Source organism: Nocardia sp. CY41 (assembly GCF_009829325.1).
GTDB lineage: Bacteria > Actinomycetota > Actinomycetes > Mycobacteriales > Mycobacteriaceae > Nocardia.
In genome coordinates this window covers 286,307-307,345 of the sequence record NZ_VUOS01000005.1, presented here as the reverse complement: position 1 = coordinate 307,345, position 21,039 = coordinate 286,307, and the positions used below count along the sequence as shown (strand labels likewise).

Here is a 21,039-nt window from a genome sequence, read left to right as displayed (position 1 = left end):
GAGGAGCGGCTGAAGGGAGCCCGGTACGGGCAGTGATCAGCCGATGGTCGCGTAGGGGCGGTGGACTTTGAGGGCCGAGTCCAGGACGCGGGTGACCGCCGAGCGGGGGACGCCGAGTTCGTTGGCGATGGCGGGGGTGGTGCCGCCCTGGTCGGCGAGGGTCAGGATTTCTCTGACCTCCTCGATGGGGAGGTCGGACAGGCGGCGGTCGGCGATGGCCCGTGCGAGCGCGGAGATTTCGTCGTCGTCGGTGTCGGCTTCCTCTGGTTCGGTGGGGAATTCGTCGTCCTCGTCGTCGTCCTCGAGGATCGGCATGGGTTCGACGCGCGGGTGCGAAAGCTCGGGAGTTTCCTCGAGGGCCAGTTGTTCGCTCTCCGCGTCGGCGGAGCGGTCGTTCTGCTCGGCGCTCGCCGACTTTCCGCGTTTCGCCGCGCGCGGGGCGGTGGCGTTCGGGTGCACCTGTGCGGCGGTGTCGACGGATGTCGGCGTGGGCATGGGTTCGGTGGGGCCAGGACGCCGGGCGGTGTCGTCGCCGCGATGCGCGCGATCGATCGAGCGTTCGCCTCGGTCGACCGCAGCGTGCGTCGATGCCGCACCGTTCGCTCGCGTCCGAGCGTGCTCAACGAATTCCAGGCCGTCGTGCAGGTCGGCGAGGGAGATCTGCTGTGCCGCAGATCGCGTGGATTCGAAACGCGGCTGCGGGCTCTCGAACTCCGGCGCTTCCGCTCGGTTCGAGACTTCCTCCTCGAAGGTGGCAGGAGAAATCTGTGCAGTTTCGGATTCGGCGGATCGAGTCGGATGTCCGTCGACACGGGCCTCCGGGACATGCTGCGTTACAGGCGGAACGGCGTGCGGGGAAGGAGTCGTCACTTCGCTACTGACAACCGACTGACCACGGTATCCGTTGGGAGCGATCGGGTGGTCTTCGGCGGCGCGAGCGGTGTGCTTGTCGAGCGGAAGGGCTTGCGCAGCAATGTCGGCGGGTGTCTCGGCGGCGTGACCGCCGGCCGCTTGTGCATCGCCGTTCGTGTGTGCATCGCCGTTCGTGGGGGACGCGGTGATGTGGCCGTTCGTGCTGGGGCGGACGGTATTTCCGTTGATCGGCAAGGGCTGCGCGGCATCGGCGACGGTGTGGCCGTTGGTGGTCGGGCGCACCACGTGTCCGTTGATGCGTGGGTGCGCGTTTCCGTTGACAGGCCGCTGGTCGGTGTTGCCAGCCATCGGCGGGAGGGTGTGGCCGTTCACGGGCAGGTCTTGGGTGTGCCCGTTGACGGTGGTTTCGACGGGGTGGCCGCTCGGAGCGCGGTGGAATGCGGCCCCGGGCTCGACCGCGTGGCCGTTGCTCGGCGACTCGACCGCGTGCCCGTTGGTCGGGCGAGCATCGGTCCGGCCCGAAGCAGTGGACGGCGCGGGCACTTCTCCGTCCTCGTGCTCCACCCGCGTAAGCGAGGTGCGGTCGATGGCAAGCGCGTGGCCGTTGATCAGCGACTCGACGGCGTGACCGTTGGTGGAGCGGATGTCGGTCGAATTCGCGGCGACCCACTCTTCGCCATCTCCATGGCTCGCCGCAGCGAGGAAGGCGCGGTCGACGGTGTGTGGGTGGCGGTTGACCGGTGAGTCGACTGCGTGACCGTTTGTCGGCAACCTTCCGTGGTCGGCGCGTGACGTGGCGGGCATGGTGGCTGCGCTCGAATTCGTGGACTCTGCTTGCGCAGCGCGGTGCGTGCCCGGCGTCTCAGATGTCGCTCCGTCCCGAGGTGCGGATCCGGCGCCCGCGATCGTGCGGTGGAAGGAGGCCGCCTGCCCAGGATCTCGGACGTCACCTCGATGACCGACTCCCGTTCCGGAGTCCGCCTCGTGATGCGCCCCACGGCTATCGCTCACTGCTGCGGTGTGAATATCGCCTTCCCAACGACGACGACCGCTGGTCGCCGCTGCCTCGAGCGAGTGATGTCCCTCGGCTTCCGGCATGCCCGGTTGCGCATCGAGACGGATCATCCGCCGGTCGCGCTCGATAACCGGCGCACCGTCGATCAGAACCGCGTACCGCGCGGAAACCCAGGCGTGCAACCAGATCACGACGCCGACCATCACCGGGGCGATCGCGTATTCCGCGGCGCGGCCGAGATCGCCTGCGGCGAGATGCGGGCCGGTGTTGAGTGCGACGGTCGTGCCGAGCAGGGCCGCCTCGAAGAAGATCACCTTGCCGCGCGCCAGCTCCCGGCCCCACTTGGCGGCCGTGGTCGCCGCGACCATGATGGTGATGATCGGGATGGAGATCATCGCCTCGATGCCGTAGCTCAACCAGTACAGCGGATCGGCCATGTCGCCGCTGGGCACCAGATTGTGCTGCACGTTGACACCGGCCCACACCATGCCGAGCACGACGACGGCGATCAAGGCGCGCGAGGACCACTCCGCCCGCCGGTAGAGCTGGGCCAGTCGCGCGTCCTCACTGGACGCCCGCCGCCGCGCGGCCAGCGCCCGCCGGTGCCAGCGGGCGTCGGCCTCCTCCGAGCGGCGCAACGCCGCCGCCGACTTGCGATCACGCTGCTCGGCGGCCAATTCCGCCTCGATCTCCCGGCGCCGCTGGGTGCGCCGCTGCGCGCGAATCCACTCCGCGAGTTCGCGCTCGGCGGCGATCTCGCGTTCGGACAGCACCTCCAGCAGGGCCGGATCGAGCTGCAGGGGCAACTTCCCCCGCGCGGTCTCGACCTGCTGTGCCAGCGCGGCAATCTCGGAACTACCGTTCGAGGGTTCGTCGGGCATCGCGAGCCTTCCCAAGAGCAGGTGTCATGTCGGGTGGTGGAGACATGATTGCTCGAACATATGTGTGATCGGAGTGAGACTAAACCGAGCTCTCTCCGTGGTCAATGTGGTGGACTCCAGGTCGAAAGCGACACGCCGAACAGGCGAAATTCGTGGTCAGGCTCGAATGGCCGGATGAGCGGCGCTTTTATCTGCGCCCTCCGCGTGTCGAAACTCAGTTCGAATGCGTCCACGGCAATCGTGCGGATTCCTCGCTCCGGGTCCGCCGCCCCGGACGCCCCTTCGCCGAACACACCAACGCGCCCACTCGTCACAATCACCTCTTGCGGGCGAACCCGAACCGAGCATGCATTGACGGGATGGTCGCCGTTCGCACAGAACCCGCCAGGGCAGAACAACCGATCTCGCGCAAACCACGTGTCCGGAGTTCGGACGCTGACGCGCCCGGGCTTGTGAACCACGTCTGCCGAGCGAAGCAAGACCAGGCACGTCGCGTTCGCAACCCAGCGCCCGGTCCGAAGGCCCCGCGGAGCGGCACGGACCTTGGGAAGAACTGACTGGCCGATCCTGGACAGAACCGAATCGACCGACCCTGCGAGCTGCATCCGCTGTTCGCGGCCCGGCTCGCGTTTGTGTGGCCGCCGCGTAGGCGACGAGAGCGAGCGGCGGTCACCGCAGAGGAGTCTCTCCCGAAATGGCGTGCTGCGGGGCCGCAGCGTTGGACTTTGACGCGCCCAGCGCACCGTAACCACGTCTTTCGAGCGAAGCGAGACCGACCATCCGCGTTCGCGGCCCGGCTCGCGTTTGCGCGGCCGCCGCGTAGGCGACGAAGGAGCACGCGGCGGTCGCGCAAACGCGAGCCACCAAGGGGCCGCGAACACCCAGCGCCGCAGGCGCTGGAAACTAATACAGCGTGGTGTGCCAGACGACGGCGGCCGCCAGGGCTCCCGCGCCGTTGACCGACCAGTGCAGGGCGATCGGGGCGAGCAGGCTGCCGCTGCGGTGGCGCAGCCAGGTGAACACCATGCCCGCCGCGGCCGTCGCGATGACGGCGAGCAGGATTCCGATGACCTGCCCGGCCACGCCGCCCCCGATGAAGCCGCTCAGGCCGCGGTTGCCGGAGGTGAGGCCGAGCGAGGACGCGATATGCCAGAGCCCGAACAGCAGGGAGCCCGCCGCGAAGACGCCGCGCGCACCGTAGGCGCGGTGCAGCGTGCCGTGCAGCACGCCGCGGAAGGCCAGCTCTTCGGGGATCACGGTTTGCAGCGGGATGACGATCATCGAGGCGATCAGCGCGCCCGAGATGGTCGCGTAGCGATCGGCGAGGAAGAACGGGCGGGTCAGGGGCAGCGCCGCACCGATGGCGACGACCGCGAGGACCACCGCCACCGCTGCGAGGGCGTAGCGCGAACCGCGCCGCCAGTGTCGGGGTGAAAGACCCAGTTCCGACCAGCCGAGGCCGCGCCTGCGCATCAGCGCGAGGAGGACGATCGCCGCGACCGGCACCGTCACGATGTTTGCCCACGCGGTGGTGAAATGCGCGATCAGATTGGTGCCCGCGAGGACGATCACTACGACGGCGACGTCGACGTAGGCGTGCACTTTGCGGCGCGGATGGGTCGGGGCTGCTAGGTCCGGCTCAGACATCCCGGCCGAGTCTACGGAAGAGGAACACGGTCACCACGGATCCCGGCATTATTGCCGGATCGATCACGTTTTCGCCGCCGTCGCGCGCAGAACGGTGCGCCGGGCGATCATGGCGAGACGGCGCTACCCGAGACAACGCACGGGCGCTGCTCCCGCTGTCGTCAGCCGGCCCACCCGTGCGGGTCGGTCCAGGCCTGCAAGGTGCGACTGGTCTGGAAACGACGCGGCTCGCGGGTGACCGGATCGGTGAACTCGAGCGAGGCGGCCAGCAACTGGAGCGGCCGGGTGAAGTCGTCGACGGGCTTGTCGGTGAGCGTCGGGTAGAAGTCGTCGCCGAGGATCGGGATGCCGAGGCTGTTCATGTGCAGCCGCAACTGGTGGGTCCGGCCGGTGTGCGGGCGCAGCCGGTAGCGGCCGAGCCCGTCGCGGTGCTCGAGCAGTTCGACCTCGGTCTCCGCGTTCGGTTCGCCCGGGACCTCCTGGGCAGCGAGCACCTGCTTCTCTTTGATGATCCGGCTGCGCACCACGCGGGGCAGCGCGAGATCGGGATCGAACCGGGCGATCGCCTCGTACTCCTTGCGCACGGTGCGCTTGTGGAACATGGTCTGGTACGCGCCACGGCGGGCGGGGTTGATCACGAAGAGCACCAGCCCCGCCGTGACGCGGTCGAGCCGATGCGCCGGGACCAGGTCGGGGAGGTCCAGCTCCCGGCGCAGCCGCACCAGCGCGGTCTGCAGGATGTGCTGACCGCGTGGAATCGTGGCCAGGAAATGTGGTTTGTCCACCACCAAGAGGTCGTCGTCGCGATGCACGACGGGAATGTCGAACGGGACCACCGTCTCCTCGGGCAGATCGCGATGGAACCAGACCGCACCGCCGGGCACGTACGGTGCGTCGGGAGCGATCGGCCCGCTCAGGTCGACGATGCCACCCGCGTGCAACAGTTCGTCGATCCGCGTCGCGGGCACCCGGGGGAGACGCTCCACCAGATGGTCTCGGATGGTCGCCCAGTGGCCCTGCTCCGGTAGTCGCAGCCGGGCCGGGTCCAAGCCGTGCCGTTTCGGCAACGGCGGTTGTTGCCGCCTTCTCATCGCTATCGACCCTAACGGCAGGCGGGACCGGCGTTGTCCGAGGCCTGGGGCTCAGTGGGCGCGGGACGCGATGCCCGGGTACTCGAGCACCAAGCCCGATTTGTCGTAGTCCAGGGTGCAGCGGAAGTCGAATTCGGGGGCGACGTACTCGAACCGCGGTCCGTGCTCGCCGTCCGCCGTACGGAGGTAGCGCTGTTCCAACCGGCCGACCGCGGCGCCGGAGGCGTAGACGTACGCCGCGGGCGCGTCCATACCGTCGCCGGCCTCCCGCGCGGCCCGGTGCACCGGCAGGGCGTTGGTCAGCGCGGAGGACTCCAGGTCCACGTCCAGGCAGCCGTCGAGCAACGGCGCGGGCATGCCGTCCAGCAGCCAGGACCCCGCGCCGTCGCACTCCAGCACCAGGGTGTTCCAGCCGCCCGGTTTACGCATCGCCACTTGGGCCCGGCGTGTGCGCCATTCGGTGTCCAGCGCGATCCGGTAGTCCACCACCCACGCCGCGCCGCCCTCGACGGCCGTGGTGCAGCCGTCGATCAGCACGCCCTGCTCGGTGACGCGGAAATACGCCACCTCGAATCCGTCGCGGGCGGAGCGGTGCCGCCATGCGGCGGTGGGCGGTGGCGGCGCGAACGTCATCGGGTCAGAATCCGCGCAGCCGATCCGGGGCGATGCGCAGGACGACGGAGTATTCGGCGTAGAACTGCTCGTCGGTCATGCCGATCGAGCGCAGGCCGTCGGCGTACTTCTTCGTGAACGCGTCGATCTCCTCCGCGCTGGGCCGCTGGTCGACGACGCGGGCCGTGCCGGTGAGCACGACGACGTCGCCGCCGGTCGCGGTGCTGTTGAGATGCAGCGAGACCCGGGGATTTCGCCGAATGTTGCGAATCTTCGGCTGGGCGGGCTTGCTGAAGACGAGGAATTCGCCGTCGCGCCACTGGAACCAGACGGGGTTGGGCTGCGGTGTGCCGGTGGGGCCGACGGTGGTCAGCCAGAGGACGGATTCGCGGCCGAGGCGTTCGGCGACTTTCGCCCCGAATTCGGTGTCGGTGTCGACGACGGGGGTGGCGGATCGATCGGATGCCGTTGCGGTCATGGCAGGAACAACACCGCGGTACCCGGGGCGATTCCATCCCCACCCACGGCAGCCCACTCGTTGCGCGAGAATCGGCCTTTGTGCGCATGAGCAACCGTCGGCACGACCGTGGCGCGCGCATGGCGAACGCTATTACGGCGTGGCCCGCTCATCCGACACCATCGAGCGTGCCTCGACCAACGTCCTGCGCGCGCGGCGGCGGACCCGGCACGATTCCACGCTGCAATCCAGGTGCACCTGCATGGCCCGGTGCGCCTGGCCCGCGCTCCGTTCACCGGGGTCACGCGCGCAATTCGACAGGACCGAAAACGATTCCATGCCATACATATCCGATACTCCTGCCCTCCAATGGTTCCGCTTCCGCTCGAAGTCAGCGATGTGCACGAGCTATCGGACCAGGATGTGCGGCCGTTCACTGAGGTTTCCCCGGCGCGTCGAGAGCACGAAAACCACCATTCCGGAGCAGTTTTCGCATGTTGACGGAATAGGCCGGGGAGAACGACGCCGGGGGCGGGCTCTATCGCGGCACGATCGGTGTGCTCCGCCGCTGTTCGCGTGCCCGCGGCCGGTCCCCCGTCGCGTCTCGGAAATCGAGCCCGATCCTCGTCGGGGCAATGGCGGATACCTGTGAGCTGAGGGGTAAGGCTGGGAGGCGCGGACGGATGCCGGTGAAAGTCGTGCCGCCGGTGACGAAGACGGGCGCCGGCGGCTGAAGGGTCCTCGGAGAATGCGAGCGGCGTGAGTCGGAGGCGCCAGGTTCCGTCCTGGGTAGCCGCTGCGCCCGAAGCAAAGGTAGGTTAGGCAACCCTATTTTGTTGCGATATGCTGCTCGCCGAGGTGCTTGACCGGCTGGCCGGCGCGACACGTCCGGAACTGCTGAGACTCCGGAGCGTTCGTAGACGTCGGCCCGGTGCGTGCATCCCGCGAGACAGAGGAGTGACAGCAGTGATGGAGCCAAGGCGGGGGAACGAGGCGAAGTCGGTCGCGGCGGCAGCGATGGACACCGAGGAGGTCCGTGCGGCGGTGGCCGCGCAACTGGGCGTCGCCGCGAACACGATCACCGACCGTGACGACCTGATCCAGCTCGGCCTCGATTCGATTCGCACCATGAAGTTGGCCGGAGCCTGGCGAAAGCGCGGATACGACGTCAACTTCGCCGAACTGGCTGCTGCGCCGACGGTGGCGGACTGGCACCGGATCCTCGCGTCGGGGGTGCGGCCCGGGGCAACCGAAGTCACTGCCGTCGGCAGCGCGCGGCAGGCGGGGGACCGGTCCGGCGAAACAGCGGAAGAACCGGCGCAGCAGGCGGACGAGTTCGATCCCTTTCCGCTCGCGACCATGCAGCACGCGTACTGGATCGGACGTTCCGACGAGCAGGAACTCGGCGGCGTGGCGGCGCACCTGTATGTCGAGTTCGACGGCGGGCACGTCGATCCCGCGCGACTGGAGCGCGCGGTGGCTGACCTGGCGGCGGCGCATCCGATGCTGCGCACCAGATTCCTGCCTGACGGTACTCAACAGACGATGGACGCGCCGGGATGCGCGGTGTTCAGCGTGGTCGACCTGCGCCGGCACGCGCCCGAGGCAGCCGAGGCGGCTTTGGCGCAGCTGCGCGACCAGAAAACCCATCAGCGCTTGGACATCGCGAACGGACAGGTCTTCGACGTCACACTCACCCAGCTCGCGGAGGAGCGAACCCGGCTGCATCTGGATGTCGACATGCTGGCCGGGGATGCGATGAGCTATCGGGTGCTGGTCGCGGATCTCGCCGAGCTGTACCACGGAGCGCAGCTACCGAAGCAATCTTACAGTTACCGTCGGTACCGTATCGAGCGCAAGGTGGACACCGCGGCCCGCGAAAGGGACCGCCAATGGTGGCAGCAGCGGCTGCCGGACCTGCCGGGCGCCCCGGAACTGCCCACCATTCCCGTCGGTGAGCGCATCGAGCCGCATCGCACGGTTCGCTACGACCACTGGCTGGCTCCGAAAGCGAAGAAGCGGTTGTCGGCCGCCGCGCACGAGCGCGGAATCACCCCGGCCATGGCATTGGCGGCGGTATTCGCCGAAACCATCGGCGGCTGGTCGGCCCAGAGCCGGTTTCTGCTGAATGTGCCGCTGTTTCACCGGGAGCCGGTCGACCCTGGTATCGACCGGGTGGTCGGCGACTTCACCTCCTCGATCATGCTGGACGTGGACGTCACCGAGAACGTGACCGTCGCCGAGCGAGCCAGGTCGTTGCAGCGCAGTATGCACGAAAGTGGTTCGCACAGCGCCTATTCCGGGCTGGAGGTGCTGCGTGACCTCGGCCGATACCGAGGTGAGCCGGTATTGGCGCCGATCGTTTACACGAGTGCGCTGAACCTCGGCGAATTGTTCGCCGAGTCGGTCACCGACACGTTCGGCGAACCGGTATGGATCATCTCGCAGGGGCCGCAGGTGCTGCTGGACGCGCAGGTCACCGAAATCCGTGGCGGACTGCTGCTCAACTGGGACGTCCGGCAATCCGCGTTCCCGGCGGGGATGATCGACGCCATGTTCGCGCGCTACATCGAGGCGGTCGCGAGGCTGGCCGAGGGGTCGGCGGGCTGGGATGCCGAGGCGCCGGTCCGGCTACCGGTAGCGCAGGCGGCGGTGCGCGCGCACGTCAACGCCACCGACGGGCCGGTCAGTGGGCGTTGCCTGCACCAAGGTCTGTTCGACTACGCGCGGACGACGCCCGATGCGCCCGCCGTGGTGTGGAGCCGCGACGGTGCAGACGGCGGGTGGACCTACCGCGAGCTGGCGGCACAGGCGTTGGCGGTCGCGGGCGCGTTGCGCGACAACGGTGTCGAGTCCGGTGACGCCGTGGCGGTGCAGTTGCCCAAGGGACCGGACCAAATCGTGGCCGTGCTGGGGATCCTCGCGGCGGGCGCCGCTTACGTGCCCATCGGATTCGATCAACCGGTGGCCCGGCGGGCAGAGATCCTGCGGACGGGTGAGGTGGCCGTCGCCCTCACCGTCGAGGGTGCCGACATGGGCGAACACGTACGGTGTGTGCCGATGACCGTGGCACGGCAACATGCGAACCCGTTGCGGGAGCCGGTGCTCCCGGACACGCGCGGCATCGCCTACGTCATCTTCACCTCGGGCTCCACGGGTGTGCCGAAGGGCGTCGACGTACCACACTGCGCGGCGATGAACACCATCGATGCGGTGAACGACTGGTTCGAGGTCGATGCCACCGACCGGGTACTCGGTCTGTCCGCCCTGGAGTTCGACGCCTCCGTCTACGACATCTTCGGGATGTTCTCGGTCGGCGCATCGGTGGTCGCGCTCGACGCGGAACAACGCGCCGAAGCCATCTCCTGGGTCGAACTTCTTCGCCGCCACCGGGTTTCCATTCTCAACTGTGTCCCCGCCATGCTGGACATGATCCTGGAAGTCGGCGGTGGGGAACTAGGTGACTCCCTGCGTGCGGTGACACTGGGCGGCGACTGGGTCGGCGCCGACTTGGCGCGCCGCCTCGCGCGCCAGGTCCCGGGTTGCCGGTTCTCGGGTCTGGGCGGCGCAACCGAGACGGCCATCCACAACACCATCTGTGAGGTCGTCGATCCTCCCGAGCACTGGGCGACGGTGCCGTTCGGCGTCCCGCTGCGCAATGTGCGATGCCGGGTCGTCTCGCCGGCCGGCCGTGATTGCCCCGACTGGGTGCCGGGTGAGTTCTGGGTGGGTGGCGCCGGCGTGGCGGCCGGCTACCGTAACGATCCGGAGCGGACGGCGGAGCGATTCGTCGAACACGAGGGAACGCGCTGGTATCGCACCGGGGATCTGGCTCGGTACTGGCCGGACGGCACCATCGAGTTCTTGGGACGTGCCGACCATCAGGTGCAGATCCGTGGCTACCGTGTGGAACTCGGCGAGGTCGAGACCGCATTACGGGCGGTGGATGGCGTCCGCCATGCCGTTGCCGCGGTCGTGGGCGCCGGTTCACCGAAGCTGGTCGCGGCGGTGTCCGGACCGACCGGTAGTGCCGCGGATATCACCGCAGCGGTATCGGACCTGTTGCCCGCCTACATGATTCCGACCCGCATCAAGGTACTCGATCGCATGCCGTTGACGACGAACGGAAAGCTGGACCGGCGTGCCGTGGTCGCCCTGCTCGAACCGAGCGCCGGGGACGCGGCGGACGGTCGGCCACGCACGGATGTGGAAGCCGCGCTCGCGGATATCGTCGCGGGCGTGCTCGGCGTCGACAGCGTCGGCGTGCACGACGACTTCTTCCAGCTCGGCGGTGATTCGGTGCTGGCCACGACAGTCATCGCGCGCGTGCGCGACTGGCTGGATACCGACCACGCGTTGGTTGCCGACATGTTCGCGGCCCGCACCATCGCGGGACTCGCGCAACGACTTCAGAGCAGGGATCCGCATGCCGACCGGCTGGCGCAGGTGGCCAAGATGTACCTGGAGGTCTCGGCGATGAGCGACGACGAGGTGCTGTCGCAGACGCAGAGTATGGCCTGAGGCCGGGGAGAGGAGCGCCTCGCAAAGGGCGAGGCGCTCCCGAACTACTTCCAGTAGGCCTGGTACTTGATCGACGTCTTCGGCAACTGGTGTGTTGTCTTCAAAGCCTTCACGATCGCGCGGGTGGTGTGACCGTCGCATCCGGCCCACGCGAAAACATCTTTGGAGCAGTCCAACTCATGTGCTTGTTCGCGCAGCAGCTTTCCGTCATCGATGCGCTGCACCCAGGTCACCTGGTGGTGCGGCTTGTTGCGCACCGGAAGCGAGGTGTCGGATTCGTACTGCCATTCCAGCCAGACTCTCGCGGGCGCGTCGCCGATCGCGTCGAGCAGCGAGTTGATCGCGGGCAGCGAGGCGGTGTCGCCGAAAATGATGTACTCGCTGGGAACGATCTCCGGCAGCTGAAACTTCGAGCCCAGCACGGAAGCCTCGATTTCCTCGCCGACCGCCGCGCGCTGTGCCCACGCGCTGGCCGGGCCGCCGTGCAAAGCGAATTCGATATAGAAGTGGTCGGCCGCGGGGTCCTGATCCACCAGGGTGTACGCACGATGGTGCAACTTGTCGGTGACCGCGTCGGGGATCCACAGCCGGATGAACTGCGTGGGGTGGACCGGATGGTCGGCGAGCAGACCGCCCGCGGCGAAGCCGATCCGCACATATTTGTCGGTGATGCTCTCCGTCGAGGTGACGCGCAGTCGATAGTCGTCGGCGCGCCACAGCTTCAACATGACGCCGTTGGTTCCTTTACCCATGCGATTAAGGTTAGCCTAAGTATACTTGGAAGTCTTGTCAGCTGTCCTGTCGGCGGCGGCACAGACGATCCGCTTCGCGGCCGGGGCCGATCCGGTGGCTGGGATGAAGATGGGAGAACCGGTGGACAGACTTCTGGTGGTCGGTGCGGGTCCGAAGGCCATGGCCGTCGCGGCGAAGGCATACGTCCTGCGCGAGCTCGGCCTGCCTGCGCCGCAAGTGGTCGTCGTGGAACCGCATGCGGTGGGCGGCAATTGGTTGCCCACCGGTGGCTGGACCGACGGTCAGCACCGGCTGGGCACCAGCCCCGAAAAGGACGTGGGTTTTCCGTACCACTCCACCTGGGCACGCGGGCACAACCGCGCGATCAACGAGGCGATGATGGCGTTCGGTTGGACGTCGTTTCTCATCGATCGCGGCACGTACGCCGAATGGATCGACCGCGGCCGCCCCAATCCGCACCATCATGTCTGGGCCAAGTATTTGCAGTGGGTCGCGAAGAAGGCCGAGGTCGAGATCGTGCCGGGGGCGGTGCGCAAGATCGCCGCGGCGGCCGACGGCTGGCTGGTCTCGGTGGTCGACGCGGACGGCGTCGCGTCCGTGATCGATGCGGATCGGCTGATGATCACCGGGCCGGGTGACAGCAGGCGTGCGCTGGCCACTCATCCGAAAGTGCTCAGCATCGCCGACTTCTGGGACCTGGTCGGTCGTCGCCGGTTACCGGTTTCGTCGCGAGCGGCCGTGATCGGCGGCGGCGAGACCGCGGGCTCCGCGATGGACGAGTTGGTCCGGCACGACGTATTGACCGTCTCGGTGATCTCGCCCGCCGCCACGATCTACACCCGCGGCGAGAGCTATTTCGAGAATTCGCTGTACAGTGATCCGGCCAAATGGCGGGGGTTGAGCATAGAAGAACGGCGGGACGTCGTCCGGCGCACCGACCGGGGTGTGTTCTCGGTGCGCGTGCAGGAGAATTTGTTAGGCGACAATCGGGTTCATCACTTGCAAGGGCGTGTCGTGCGGGTCGCGGAGCAAGACGAGGGCGTCGCGCTGACGTTGCGCAACGAGGGGCGCCCGGATCGAGTGCATGTCTTCGATCTGGTGGTGGACGCGACCGGCGGTCAACCGCTGTGGTTCCTGGAGATGTTCGATGTCGACGCCGCGGATCTGGTGGAACTCGCGATCGGTGGCCCCATCACGCAGCCGCGGATCGAAGCGGCGATCGGCCACGACCTGGCGGTGACCGGCCTCGACGCCAAGCTCTATCTGCCGAATCTGGCCGGCCTTGCGCAGGGGCCCGGATTCCCGAATCTCAGTTGCCTGGGGGAACTTTCGGATCGGGTGTTGCAGGCGGGGCCGGCCCGTGCGCGCTCGGTAGCCGTGCGCACACGGGAACGTTCGGCCGGTCGGTAGACGCGGGTGGTCAGCGCCGGATCGCCGGTACGTCCTGCGGCTCGCGCGGTAGCGTACACAGAGCGATCCGGCGGCCGGGACGCACATCGAACTCGCCCAGCTCCACCCAGCCGTTCTTGGCCAGAGCCTTGCGTACCGGGATGTTCTGATAGTCCGGATCGCCCATCAGGTGGCGGCATTCCGGTTCAGCGGCCCAGATCCCCTCGGCCAGAAGGCCGATCCACTTCGACATGACGCCTCGGCCGATCAGGTTCTGGTCCGCGGTCGCGATGTGAAAACCCATGTCTCGCGGGTCGGCATGGTAGAACCGAGCGCACTCGTCCTTCGCCGTCCGGTACAGCTCCACGTAGGCGACCTCGCGGCGGCCGAGTTCGGGCAGGTCGATGGCTGCGAAGTCGAAGCTGACAATGCATGGCCGCGAGTACGTTCCGGCGAGTTGCGCGGCGATGTCGGCGCGTCTGCGCTCTGCAGGCCATGCCTGTTCCCATGTCTCGGCCAGGTGCGGGAGGGACATCCATTCGGCGATCGTCGCGGGATCGTCGCTGTCGGGATCGGCCACGCGCAGACCGAACGGCTCGGGGAAAGCGGGAATCACCGGCGCCGGGGCGGCGCGGACATCGTCGGGAATATCGGTCAGTTCTCGCTTGAGAACGTACGGCGTTCCGGTCGGATTCATCGTGTCGGCGGCTCCTCGGTCGTCACTGTCAGGTTCGGCCGCAGTACTGGGTCTCCGGTCACCGGTAAGGTTACCCTATGCTAATGCCGCATCGGGTGGTTGCGCCGCTCGGCCAGGGAGTCGAAGCGCATACCGTCGGATCGCGTCTCAGCGGCTGTTTCCGCTGATACCAGTGACGCGGGCCCCGGTGCGGTGCCGTGATTCGGGTGAGGGAGACACATGCTTTCGAAGCTGCGCGGTGGCCGCGCGCCCGTTGCCCACTCGCTGGTGCGCCCGGTGCGGGCCGGGCACGGTGCCGGCATCGACGCGAGAGCCGGGGTGGACACCTTCGCGGCCCGGGGACCCGCCGAGCCGGCCCCCGCCGAACTCGCCGGCGAGCCGGTTGTGCTGACCGCTGACGAGCGACGGCGGGTGCTCGACGAATGGGCCACCGGTGTCGAATTGCCCGAGGTGCCGGGCATTGCCGACATGGTTCGCCGGGCTCGGATGATTCCCGGCATCCGTACCGCCATCCGCTGCGGCACAGTGCGTCTCACCTATAGCGATTTCTTCACACTGCTGGATATGCCCGCAGTGGGCAGCGCGTCGGCGAACGCGTCCATCGACCGCTTGGTCCGACTGGTGGCCCTGCTCGCCGAGGGCGCCACGGCCGTCGCCGGCGTCGCCCCGGAGACCGCCGTGCTGACCGGTTCGGCACTGGGCGTGGCCGTCGAGGACCGCCGTACCATCGCCGCCGAACGCCGGTACCGAGAATCCGACCGCGCGTGGGGTTGCGCCGACGTGCGGCTGCTCGCCGCGGGGTGGAGCGACGCTCAGCTGGCCGTCGAGCTGCTGGCCGCGCTCGCGGACGGTGCGACGGCGGTCGTCGCCACGCCGTCGCAGTGGGGTGACCCGAACACGGTGGTCGAACTCATCGCGACACACGCGGTCACCCACGTTACCGCTGATGTGACTGCGGTCGAACGCATCGCTGCCACCGGCGCCGAGTTGCCGACGGTACGGCGCTGGGATGTCACCGGGGTCTGCCCCGGGCCACTGCGTCCCGGCCGACTCGCCGCCCAGTCGCCGGCGTCGATCGCCACGTTCGGCTATACGGCGTCCGCGTACGCCGGTACGGTGACGCGCGGCTCGCTGGACGGAACCGGACGCACGAGGCCGATCTCAGGCGCCAGAGTGCTGGTCTTGGACGAGGCCCGGCGACCGGTCCCGCCCGGAGTGGTCGGCGAGGTCTACGTGGGCGGCGCCGCGCTCGGCGCCGAGGGCGGGAATCCGTCCGCTCCGGACCGGTTCGTGAACGACCCGTTCCTGCCGGAGGGCCGATTGTTCCGAACCGGCGATCGTGCCTGCTGGACCGCGGACGGCTGGCTGGTATGCGCTTGCTGTGCGCGCCGTTCCTGATCAGGCGGCATGACCGCGGTGTCCCAGCCGATCAGATCGGCTGGGACACCGCGAAGGAGCCGAGGGCAGTCCGCTGGGCTCCTTGCTCCTCAGTCGCGGACCGCGGCGAAGATCCGCTGGTCGAGCATGTGCATCGGATGATCGGCGTCGGGCAGCACCAGCATGGGGGTGAACCCGGATTCGCCGAGCTGATCACGCCACTCGTCTTCGGTGAGGAAGATCCTGGCCCCGGCTCGGATATCGGAACTGCCGGGATGCGGTTGACCGGGGCCGGCCGACATCAGGAACTTCATCGATGTCAGCAGCTGGAAGTTCGCCCGGCACGCCTCGATGAAAACCACCGCGCCACCGGGGTTGAGCAGGTCGTGCAGCTGGCGAAGCGTCTTCCCGATGTGGTGCGCGTTGTGCACCACGTTGGCCGCGATCACGATGTCGTAGGGCGGCTGCTCACCGAGGTCGGTATTGAGATCCATGATCCCGTAGCGGATCCACGGATACTCGGCGAACCGCTTCTGCGCCGCCGCGAGGAAGAAGGTCGACAGGTCGGTGAAGTGGTAGTCCACGGTTAGACCCGACAGTCCGGCCAGGACATCGTTGGTTGTGCCGCCGATACCGGCACCCAGTTCGAGGATCCGGATCGGCGATCGGTCGCGTTCCAGTCGCTCGGCTATGCCCGCCACGATCTCGCGGGCGGCGGTATTGAGATAGCTACTGATGATGTTGTCGCGATACGCGGCTTCGGCGGTGAGCATGTCGCCGTCGGGGAACAACAACTCTTGGACGCGCACGCGGTCCTGGGCCAGTTCGGTCAGATGCTCGTCGGACCGCTGGAGGAAGGTCGCGAACTCGGGCGAGTAGCCCAGGTCGGCGCACACCGTGAACAGGTCGGGACGAGCCGGGGTCGGCACCGGACCGGCGGCGCGATAGCCGTGCGCCGGGGCGTGGTCGAGATGACCGTGTGCTGTGAGCTCATCGAGCCAGCGCTGTAGCAACCACCGATGTCGCGGTGCGAATTCCAGACGTGTGGCGATCTCGTCCGCGGTGTGGACGGCGCCATCCCGCAACACCGGATCCAAAGTCTCCATCATCGCTCGCAGCCCGAAGGTATCCAGATCCGCGCGTGCGGAGCGCATTCGGTCGGGATCCAGATCGACCGGCACTGCCTGCGCGGCTGCCAGCCGCGCACGCTCGGTGATGTCCACGGGCTTCGTGGCCTGCGCTGGACGCGCTGGGCGCGGCACGTCTGGTCGCGTGGAGGACGAAGGGCGTGCCGGTGTACCCGTGCTCGCCAGGATCGGCGGGTGCGCGCGGACCAGCGCCACGATATCATCGACCGAGGCTCCGCCGAGAAGCTGCGCGACGGGCAGGTCGTGACCGAACTCCCCGTTGACTCGTCGACGGAATTCCAGCGCCTGCAACGAATCGAGACCGATCGCGACCATCGGAACGGAAGTATCGATGGTCGTGACGCGATCCACACCGATGACCTCTGCCAGCAGCTTCACCATGCGTCGCGGCAAGTCCTCTCCGCCGGCGGGTGCGTGGTCGGCGTCGGCTGGTGCGGCCAGCTGCGACAACAGCGGCCCGTATCCGTACGCCTCGAGCGCGGGCCGCGCGCGGCTCCAGTCGAACGCCGCGACGATGGCGTTGGTGTGAGTACCGTTCGATCCGAGTGCGATCGCGTCCGCGGGATCCATCGGAACGACGCCCGCTCCAGCGAGCTTCGCCGCGCCTGCGGCTCCGAGATCGAGATGCACCGTCCATTGCCCCCATTGCACCGAGACGCAATCGAGTCCCTCGGCCCGCAGTCGGTGCGCCATCGCATCGAGCATGCGGTTGGCGGCCGCGTAGACGACCTGGCCGCGTCCACCGATCGTGGCCGCCATCGAGGAACACAGCAGCACGCGGCAGTTCTCCGCCCGGGGGAGCACGTCCAGCACCTGCGCGATGCCGAGGACTTTCGTCCGCAATGCTTGGTCGGCCTTCTCGCTGGTGATCTGCGCCAGCTCGATATCCGAGTAATCGACCGCGGCGTGGATGATCAGATCCGTGGGCGTCGCGCGAAGTTCTTGCGCCATGCGCGAGACAGCGGACTTGTCACGCACGTCGCAGCGGATCGTGCGGATGTCGGCCGCGCCCGTCCGGCGAATCCGGGCCAACCGGTCGGCGGTCGCCGCGGTTTCGCCTGACCTGCCCACCAGCGTGATGCGTCGTGCGCCGTGGCGGGAGAAGTGATCGCAGAACTCCAGGCCGAGGTTTCCTGTGCCCCCGATGATGACGACGTTCTCCGGCGCCGTCGCGGCCGAATCCGGCGTCATCCGTTCGACCTCGACGAGTCGCTTGGCGTACAAGCTGTCGCCACGCACCGCCAGTTCCGGCTCACCTGCCGTGTGTATCGCCGCGATGATCGCGCCGACGGCATCCGGACGCGCCTGTTCGGGCGGCAGATCCAGATGACGGAAGGCGACGCCGGGGTATTCCGCGCCGATGCAGCGGAATCCCGCACTGGCCGCGGCATGTACCGGGTGCGGCGGCGCGTCCTCGGCCACCACGGTTTCCCCGCCGGCCGTCAGCAGCCAGCAATCGGTCACTTCGCTGCCCAAGCTTGGCCACCACGATCGAAGCCCGAAGAAATCGGCGGTTCGGGCCACGGCGTCGTGGTCGTCCAACGGCCCGGGGTTGGCGAGCAACACCACGACCGTGTCGACATGGCCGCTGTCATCGTCGTTCTCGATATCGATCATGCGCGCCGTGGCGCCGTAGTTCTCCGCTTCGGCGCACAACGCCGAGGCGAGTTCCGCACAGGCGCCGCTGTGATCGATGAGGCCGAGTCTGCGCGGCGGGACCAGTGAACGCTGCACCAGCCGCACCCAATCCTCGACCAGCAGTTGAGCGGGCGTCACGGCATCGCCCGGGTTGCCGGGGACCTGCTCGGTGACCGATGACGCGGCGTGCTCGGCCGGTGGGGTAACCGGGCCGGCCGGGACGGCCGAGGGGGAGTTGTATGGCAACCACAACCGCAGCTCGTTCATCCGCACATTGGGGAAGTCGGGCAACGGCAGCGGGATCGTCGTCTCGGATCCGGTGCGCAGGCGGTCCCACGAGTAGTCCGCGTCGCTCGTCGCCAGAACCGCCAGGTTTCGCGCGAACTCGCTCAGATCGGTGGCGGTGCGACTGGAGGTACCGGTCACCGTCGTGTTGTGCTCGGCCGCGGCAACGCTCAGATTCTCCTGGATCGACAGTTGCAGCGTCGGATGTTCGGCGAGTTCGACGAAGGTGTCCACCTGCTGTGCGACCGCTGCGGCGATCGCCTTGTCGAATCGGACGATGTTGCGCAGATTCCAGAACCAGTATTCGTCGACGGGCAGATCGGAGGTGATCGGGCGGCCGAGCGTGGCGCCGATGCACTCGATCTTCGTCTCGTGGAAGTAGCGGCTGCCCAGCCTGCTGCGCACCGCGTCTCGGACGTCGTCGCCGAGCCGGTTGATCGCACTGGTGTGCGCCGGGTATCGGACGCGGATCACCCGGGCGAAGGTGCCACGCTCGGTGAGCGTATCGACGACGTCGTGCACTGTGCCGCGGTCGCCCGAGATGCCCACCATGTGCGGAGCATTGATCACCGACAGCTGAGCCCACCCCGAGCGGCGCGCGAGCAAGTCCTCGCACTCGTCCCGGTCGGCGGCGACCACCGCCATCGCGTAGTCGTCGGAGGCGATCTCGTCCACGGCGTGCGCCCGCGTGCCGACGACGAGAATCGCGTCGGCCAGCGTCATCTTGCCCGACACATACGCCGCCGCGATCTCGCCCTGGCTGTGCCCGATCGTGACATCGGGCTCGATGCCCACCGCCCGCCACATCGCGGCGAGCGCGGCCATCTGCAGGAACAGCGCGGGTTGCACGATTCGCGCGCTGTCGTCGGCCGGGAAGTCCGCGTCGAGGACGTATGTCAGCGGCGATTCGCCGAACAACTCGTGGAAGATCACGTCACAGCGGTCCGCTTCGGCGCGGAAGGCGGGGGAGTGTTCGTAGTAGAGCCTGCCCATTCCTGGGCGCTGACCCCCCTGACCCGGGAATACGAACGCGCGCTTGCGGGGCGTGGCGGGACTCGCGTTACGCACCACCGCGGGGTGCGCAGTGCCCTGGGCGACTGCTCGCAGTGCCGTGGCGAGGTCGTCTCGGCCGGTGACCATCGCCACCGCCCGATGCCGACGCGCGACCCGCGTGCGGAACAACATCTCGGCGACGCGGCGTGGTGCTACCTCGGGACGATCCGTGACGTAGGAGAGGATGGCCGCGGCCTCGTCCCGCAGCAGGTCAGGCGTATCCCCCGACAGCAGAACCGGAATGGTGCCGTCGGGCAGTCGATAGTCAGAAATCGTCGCGCTCCTCACGAACGGGCATCGCAATGATTGCGTGCGCATTGGCTCCGCCTGCGCCGAACGAGGACACGGCGCCGTAGCGCGCGCCGTTCGCCGGCTCCCACGGCAGCAGTTTCGTAGCCAGCCGCAAGCTCGACCGATCCCAATCCACTTTGGTGGTCGGGTTCTCCGCGAACAGGCTCGGCGGGATATGACCGTGCGCGCCGGCCAGCAACAGCTTGATCAACCCGAGCATTCCCGCTGCGGCCTGCGCGTGTCCGGCGTTCGATTTCACGGAACCCAACATCACATCGGATCCCGCGTGGCCGTAAGTATTCTGCAGTGCGGTCAACTCGACCGGATCGCCGGCGCGAGTGGCTGTGCCGTGTCCTTCGATCATTCCGACATCAGCGGGGTCGATGCCCGCGATATCGATCGTTTTGCGAATCAGCCGTTCTTGGGCATGCGCGCGGGGAACCAGAATCGGCTTCCCCTTCCCATTGTGGTTGGTAGCGGTGGCCAGGATGCGGCCGTAGATCCGATGTCCCAGCCGACGGGCGCGCGACTCGGGCTCGACGAGTACGACACCCGCGCCTTCGCTCCAGAGCGTGCCGGTGGCGTCGTCGGCATACGATCGGCAATGCCCATCAGCGGAAAGGGCGTTGTTCTTCGCGAATTCGTAGAAAGCCACCGGCGATCCCATCACGCATACGGCCCCGGCGAGCGCCCATTCGCATTCTCCCGCTCGTACTGCCGCGGCGGCCAGATGCAATGCGGTCAACGACGACGCGCAGGCGGAGTCGATACACATCGACGGTCCGCCCAGTCCCAAGCAGTGTGAAATCCGGCCCGCGACGCCCAGTTGTCCGAAGCCGACGATCCGATGTCCGCTGTAGGCGTTGACCTCCGCGCCGCGCGGGCCGTACTCCATCGGGGATGCGCCGATGAAACAGCCGCCGTCCTCGCCGTCGAGGGCGCCGGGATTGAGTCCGGCGTTTTCCAGCGCCTTCCATGCCACTCGCATGCCGACCCGCTGTTGTGGGTCCATCGCGATGGCTTCCCGTTGCGTGATCCCGAAGAAGGAGGGATCGAAATCCGCAGCGCCGTCGAGGAATCCGCCCGCGTCGCAGACGTTTCCCCATCCGTCGATGCGGGAAACGGACAGCAGATCATCGAGCGGCCAACCACGGTCGCGTGGGAACGGCCCGATCAGTTCTCTCGATTCGGCAAGCGCGGACCAAAACGAATGGGTGCTGTCGATTCCGCCCGGCGCCTCGACGGCCATTCCGGAAATGACTATGTGATCGCGGCTTTCGGCCGTCGCTGTGGTCATGACAGATCCTCGCT

At 67.8% G+C, this 21,039-nt stretch carries 12 protein-coding genes; 3 read left to right on the top strand and 9 right to left on the bottom strand.

Translation table 11 applies throughout. From position 1 onward, the window contains the following. Nucleotides 1–36: 36 nt before the first annotated feature. The 5 genes from GVY64_RS06550 to GVY64_RS06530 form a co-directional block, all read right to left on the bottom strand. Complete coding sequence (locus tag GVY64_RS06550) at nt 37–2,769, bottom strand: hypothetical protein (protein ID WP_159839675.1); 2,733 nt, start codon at nt 2,767–2,769, stop codon at nt 37–39. A 903-nt stretch (nt 2,770–3,672) separates the two neighbouring features. Then, entirely contained in the window at nt 3,673–4,416 is a 744-nt protein-coding gene (locus GVY64_RS06545; protein WP_159839674.1) for a CPBP family intramembrane glutamic endopeptidase, read from the bottom strand. Nucleotides 4,417–4,577: 161 nt separating this feature from the next. Further along, the gene (locus GVY64_RS06540; RefSeq protein ID WP_159839673.1) at nt 4,578–5,507 is read right to left on the bottom strand and encodes an RluA family pseudouridine synthase; all 930 of its coding nucleotides are present in this window, start codon (nt 5,505–5,507) and stop codon (nt 4,578–4,580) included. 51 nt (nt 5,508–5,558) lie between these two features. Beyond that, complete coding sequence (locus tag GVY64_RS06535) at nt 5,559–6,140, bottom strand: putative glycolipid-binding domain-containing protein (protein WP_159839672.1); 582 nt, start codon at nt 6,138–6,140, stop codon at nt 5,559–5,561. Between the two features lie 4 nt (nt 6,141–6,144). Next, nucleotides 6,145–6,597, bottom strand: coding sequence for a TIGR03667 family PPOX class F420-dependent oxidoreductase (locus GVY64_RS06530; RefSeq protein ID WP_159839671.1), 453 nt, complete (start codon nt 6,595–6,597; stop codon nt 6,145–6,147). 996 nt (nt 6,598–7,593) lie between these two features. Between GVY64_RS06530 and GVY64_RS06525 the strand changes: the two genes are divergently transcribed. Then, complete coding sequence (locus GVY64_RS06525) at nt 7,594–11,097, top strand: non-ribosomal peptide synthetase (protein WP_159839709.1); 3,504 nt, start codon at nt 7,594–7,596, stop codon at nt 11,095–11,097. Nucleotides 11,098–11,141: 44 nt separating this feature from the next. Here the strand turns inward: GVY64_RS06525 and GVY64_RS06520 are convergent, their stop codons facing one another. Next, complete coding sequence (locus GVY64_RS06520; protein ID WP_159839670.1) at nt 11,142–11,849, bottom strand: siderophore-interacting protein; 708 nt, start codon at nt 11,847–11,849, stop codon at nt 11,142–11,144. 109 nt (nt 11,850–11,958) lie between these two features. Between GVY64_RS06520 and GVY64_RS06515 the strand changes: the two genes are divergently transcribed. After that, entirely contained in the window at nt 11,959–13,260 is a 1,302-nt protein-coding gene (locus GVY64_RS06515; RefSeq protein WP_159839708.1) for a SidA/IucD/PvdA family monooxygenase, read from the top strand. 10 nt (nt 13,261–13,270) lie between these two features. Here GVY64_RS06515 and GVY64_RS06510 read toward each other — a convergent pair whose 3' ends face one another. Further along, nucleotides 13,271–13,936, bottom strand: a complete 666-nt coding sequence (locus tag GVY64_RS06510) for a GNAT family N-acetyltransferase (RefSeq protein WP_159839669.1) — start codon at nt 13,934–13,936, stop codon at nt 13,271–13,273. Between the two features lie 219 nt (nt 13,937–14,155). Here GVY64_RS06510 and GVY64_RS06505 point away from each other — a divergent pair, with 219 nt between their 5' ends. Further along, a complete protein-coding gene (locus GVY64_RS06505; RefSeq protein ID WP_159839668.1) occupies nt 14,156–15,334 on the top strand; it encodes an AMP-binding protein in 1,179 nt (392 codons plus the stop codon). An 89-nt stretch (nt 15,335–15,423) separates the two neighbouring features. Here the strand turns inward: GVY64_RS06505 and nbtC are convergent, their stop codons facing one another. Together nbtC and GVY64_RS06490 are read right to left on the bottom strand one after the other, a co-directional pair. Further along, nucleotides 15,424–19,647, bottom strand: a complete 4,224-nt coding sequence (gene nbtC, locus GVY64_RS06495) for a nocobactin polyketide synthase NbtC (protein ID WP_442939534.1) — start codon at nt 19,645–19,647, stop codon at nt 15,424–15,426. 55 nt (nt 19,648–19,702) lie between these two features. Further along, on the bottom strand, nt 19,703–21,025 hold the full coding sequence (locus GVY64_RS06490) for a beta-ketoacyl [acyl carrier protein] synthase domain-containing protein (protein WP_159839667.1): 1,323 nt from the start codon (nt 21,023–21,025) through the stop codon (nt 19,703–19,705). Nucleotides 21,026–21,039 lie beyond the last annotated feature (14 nt).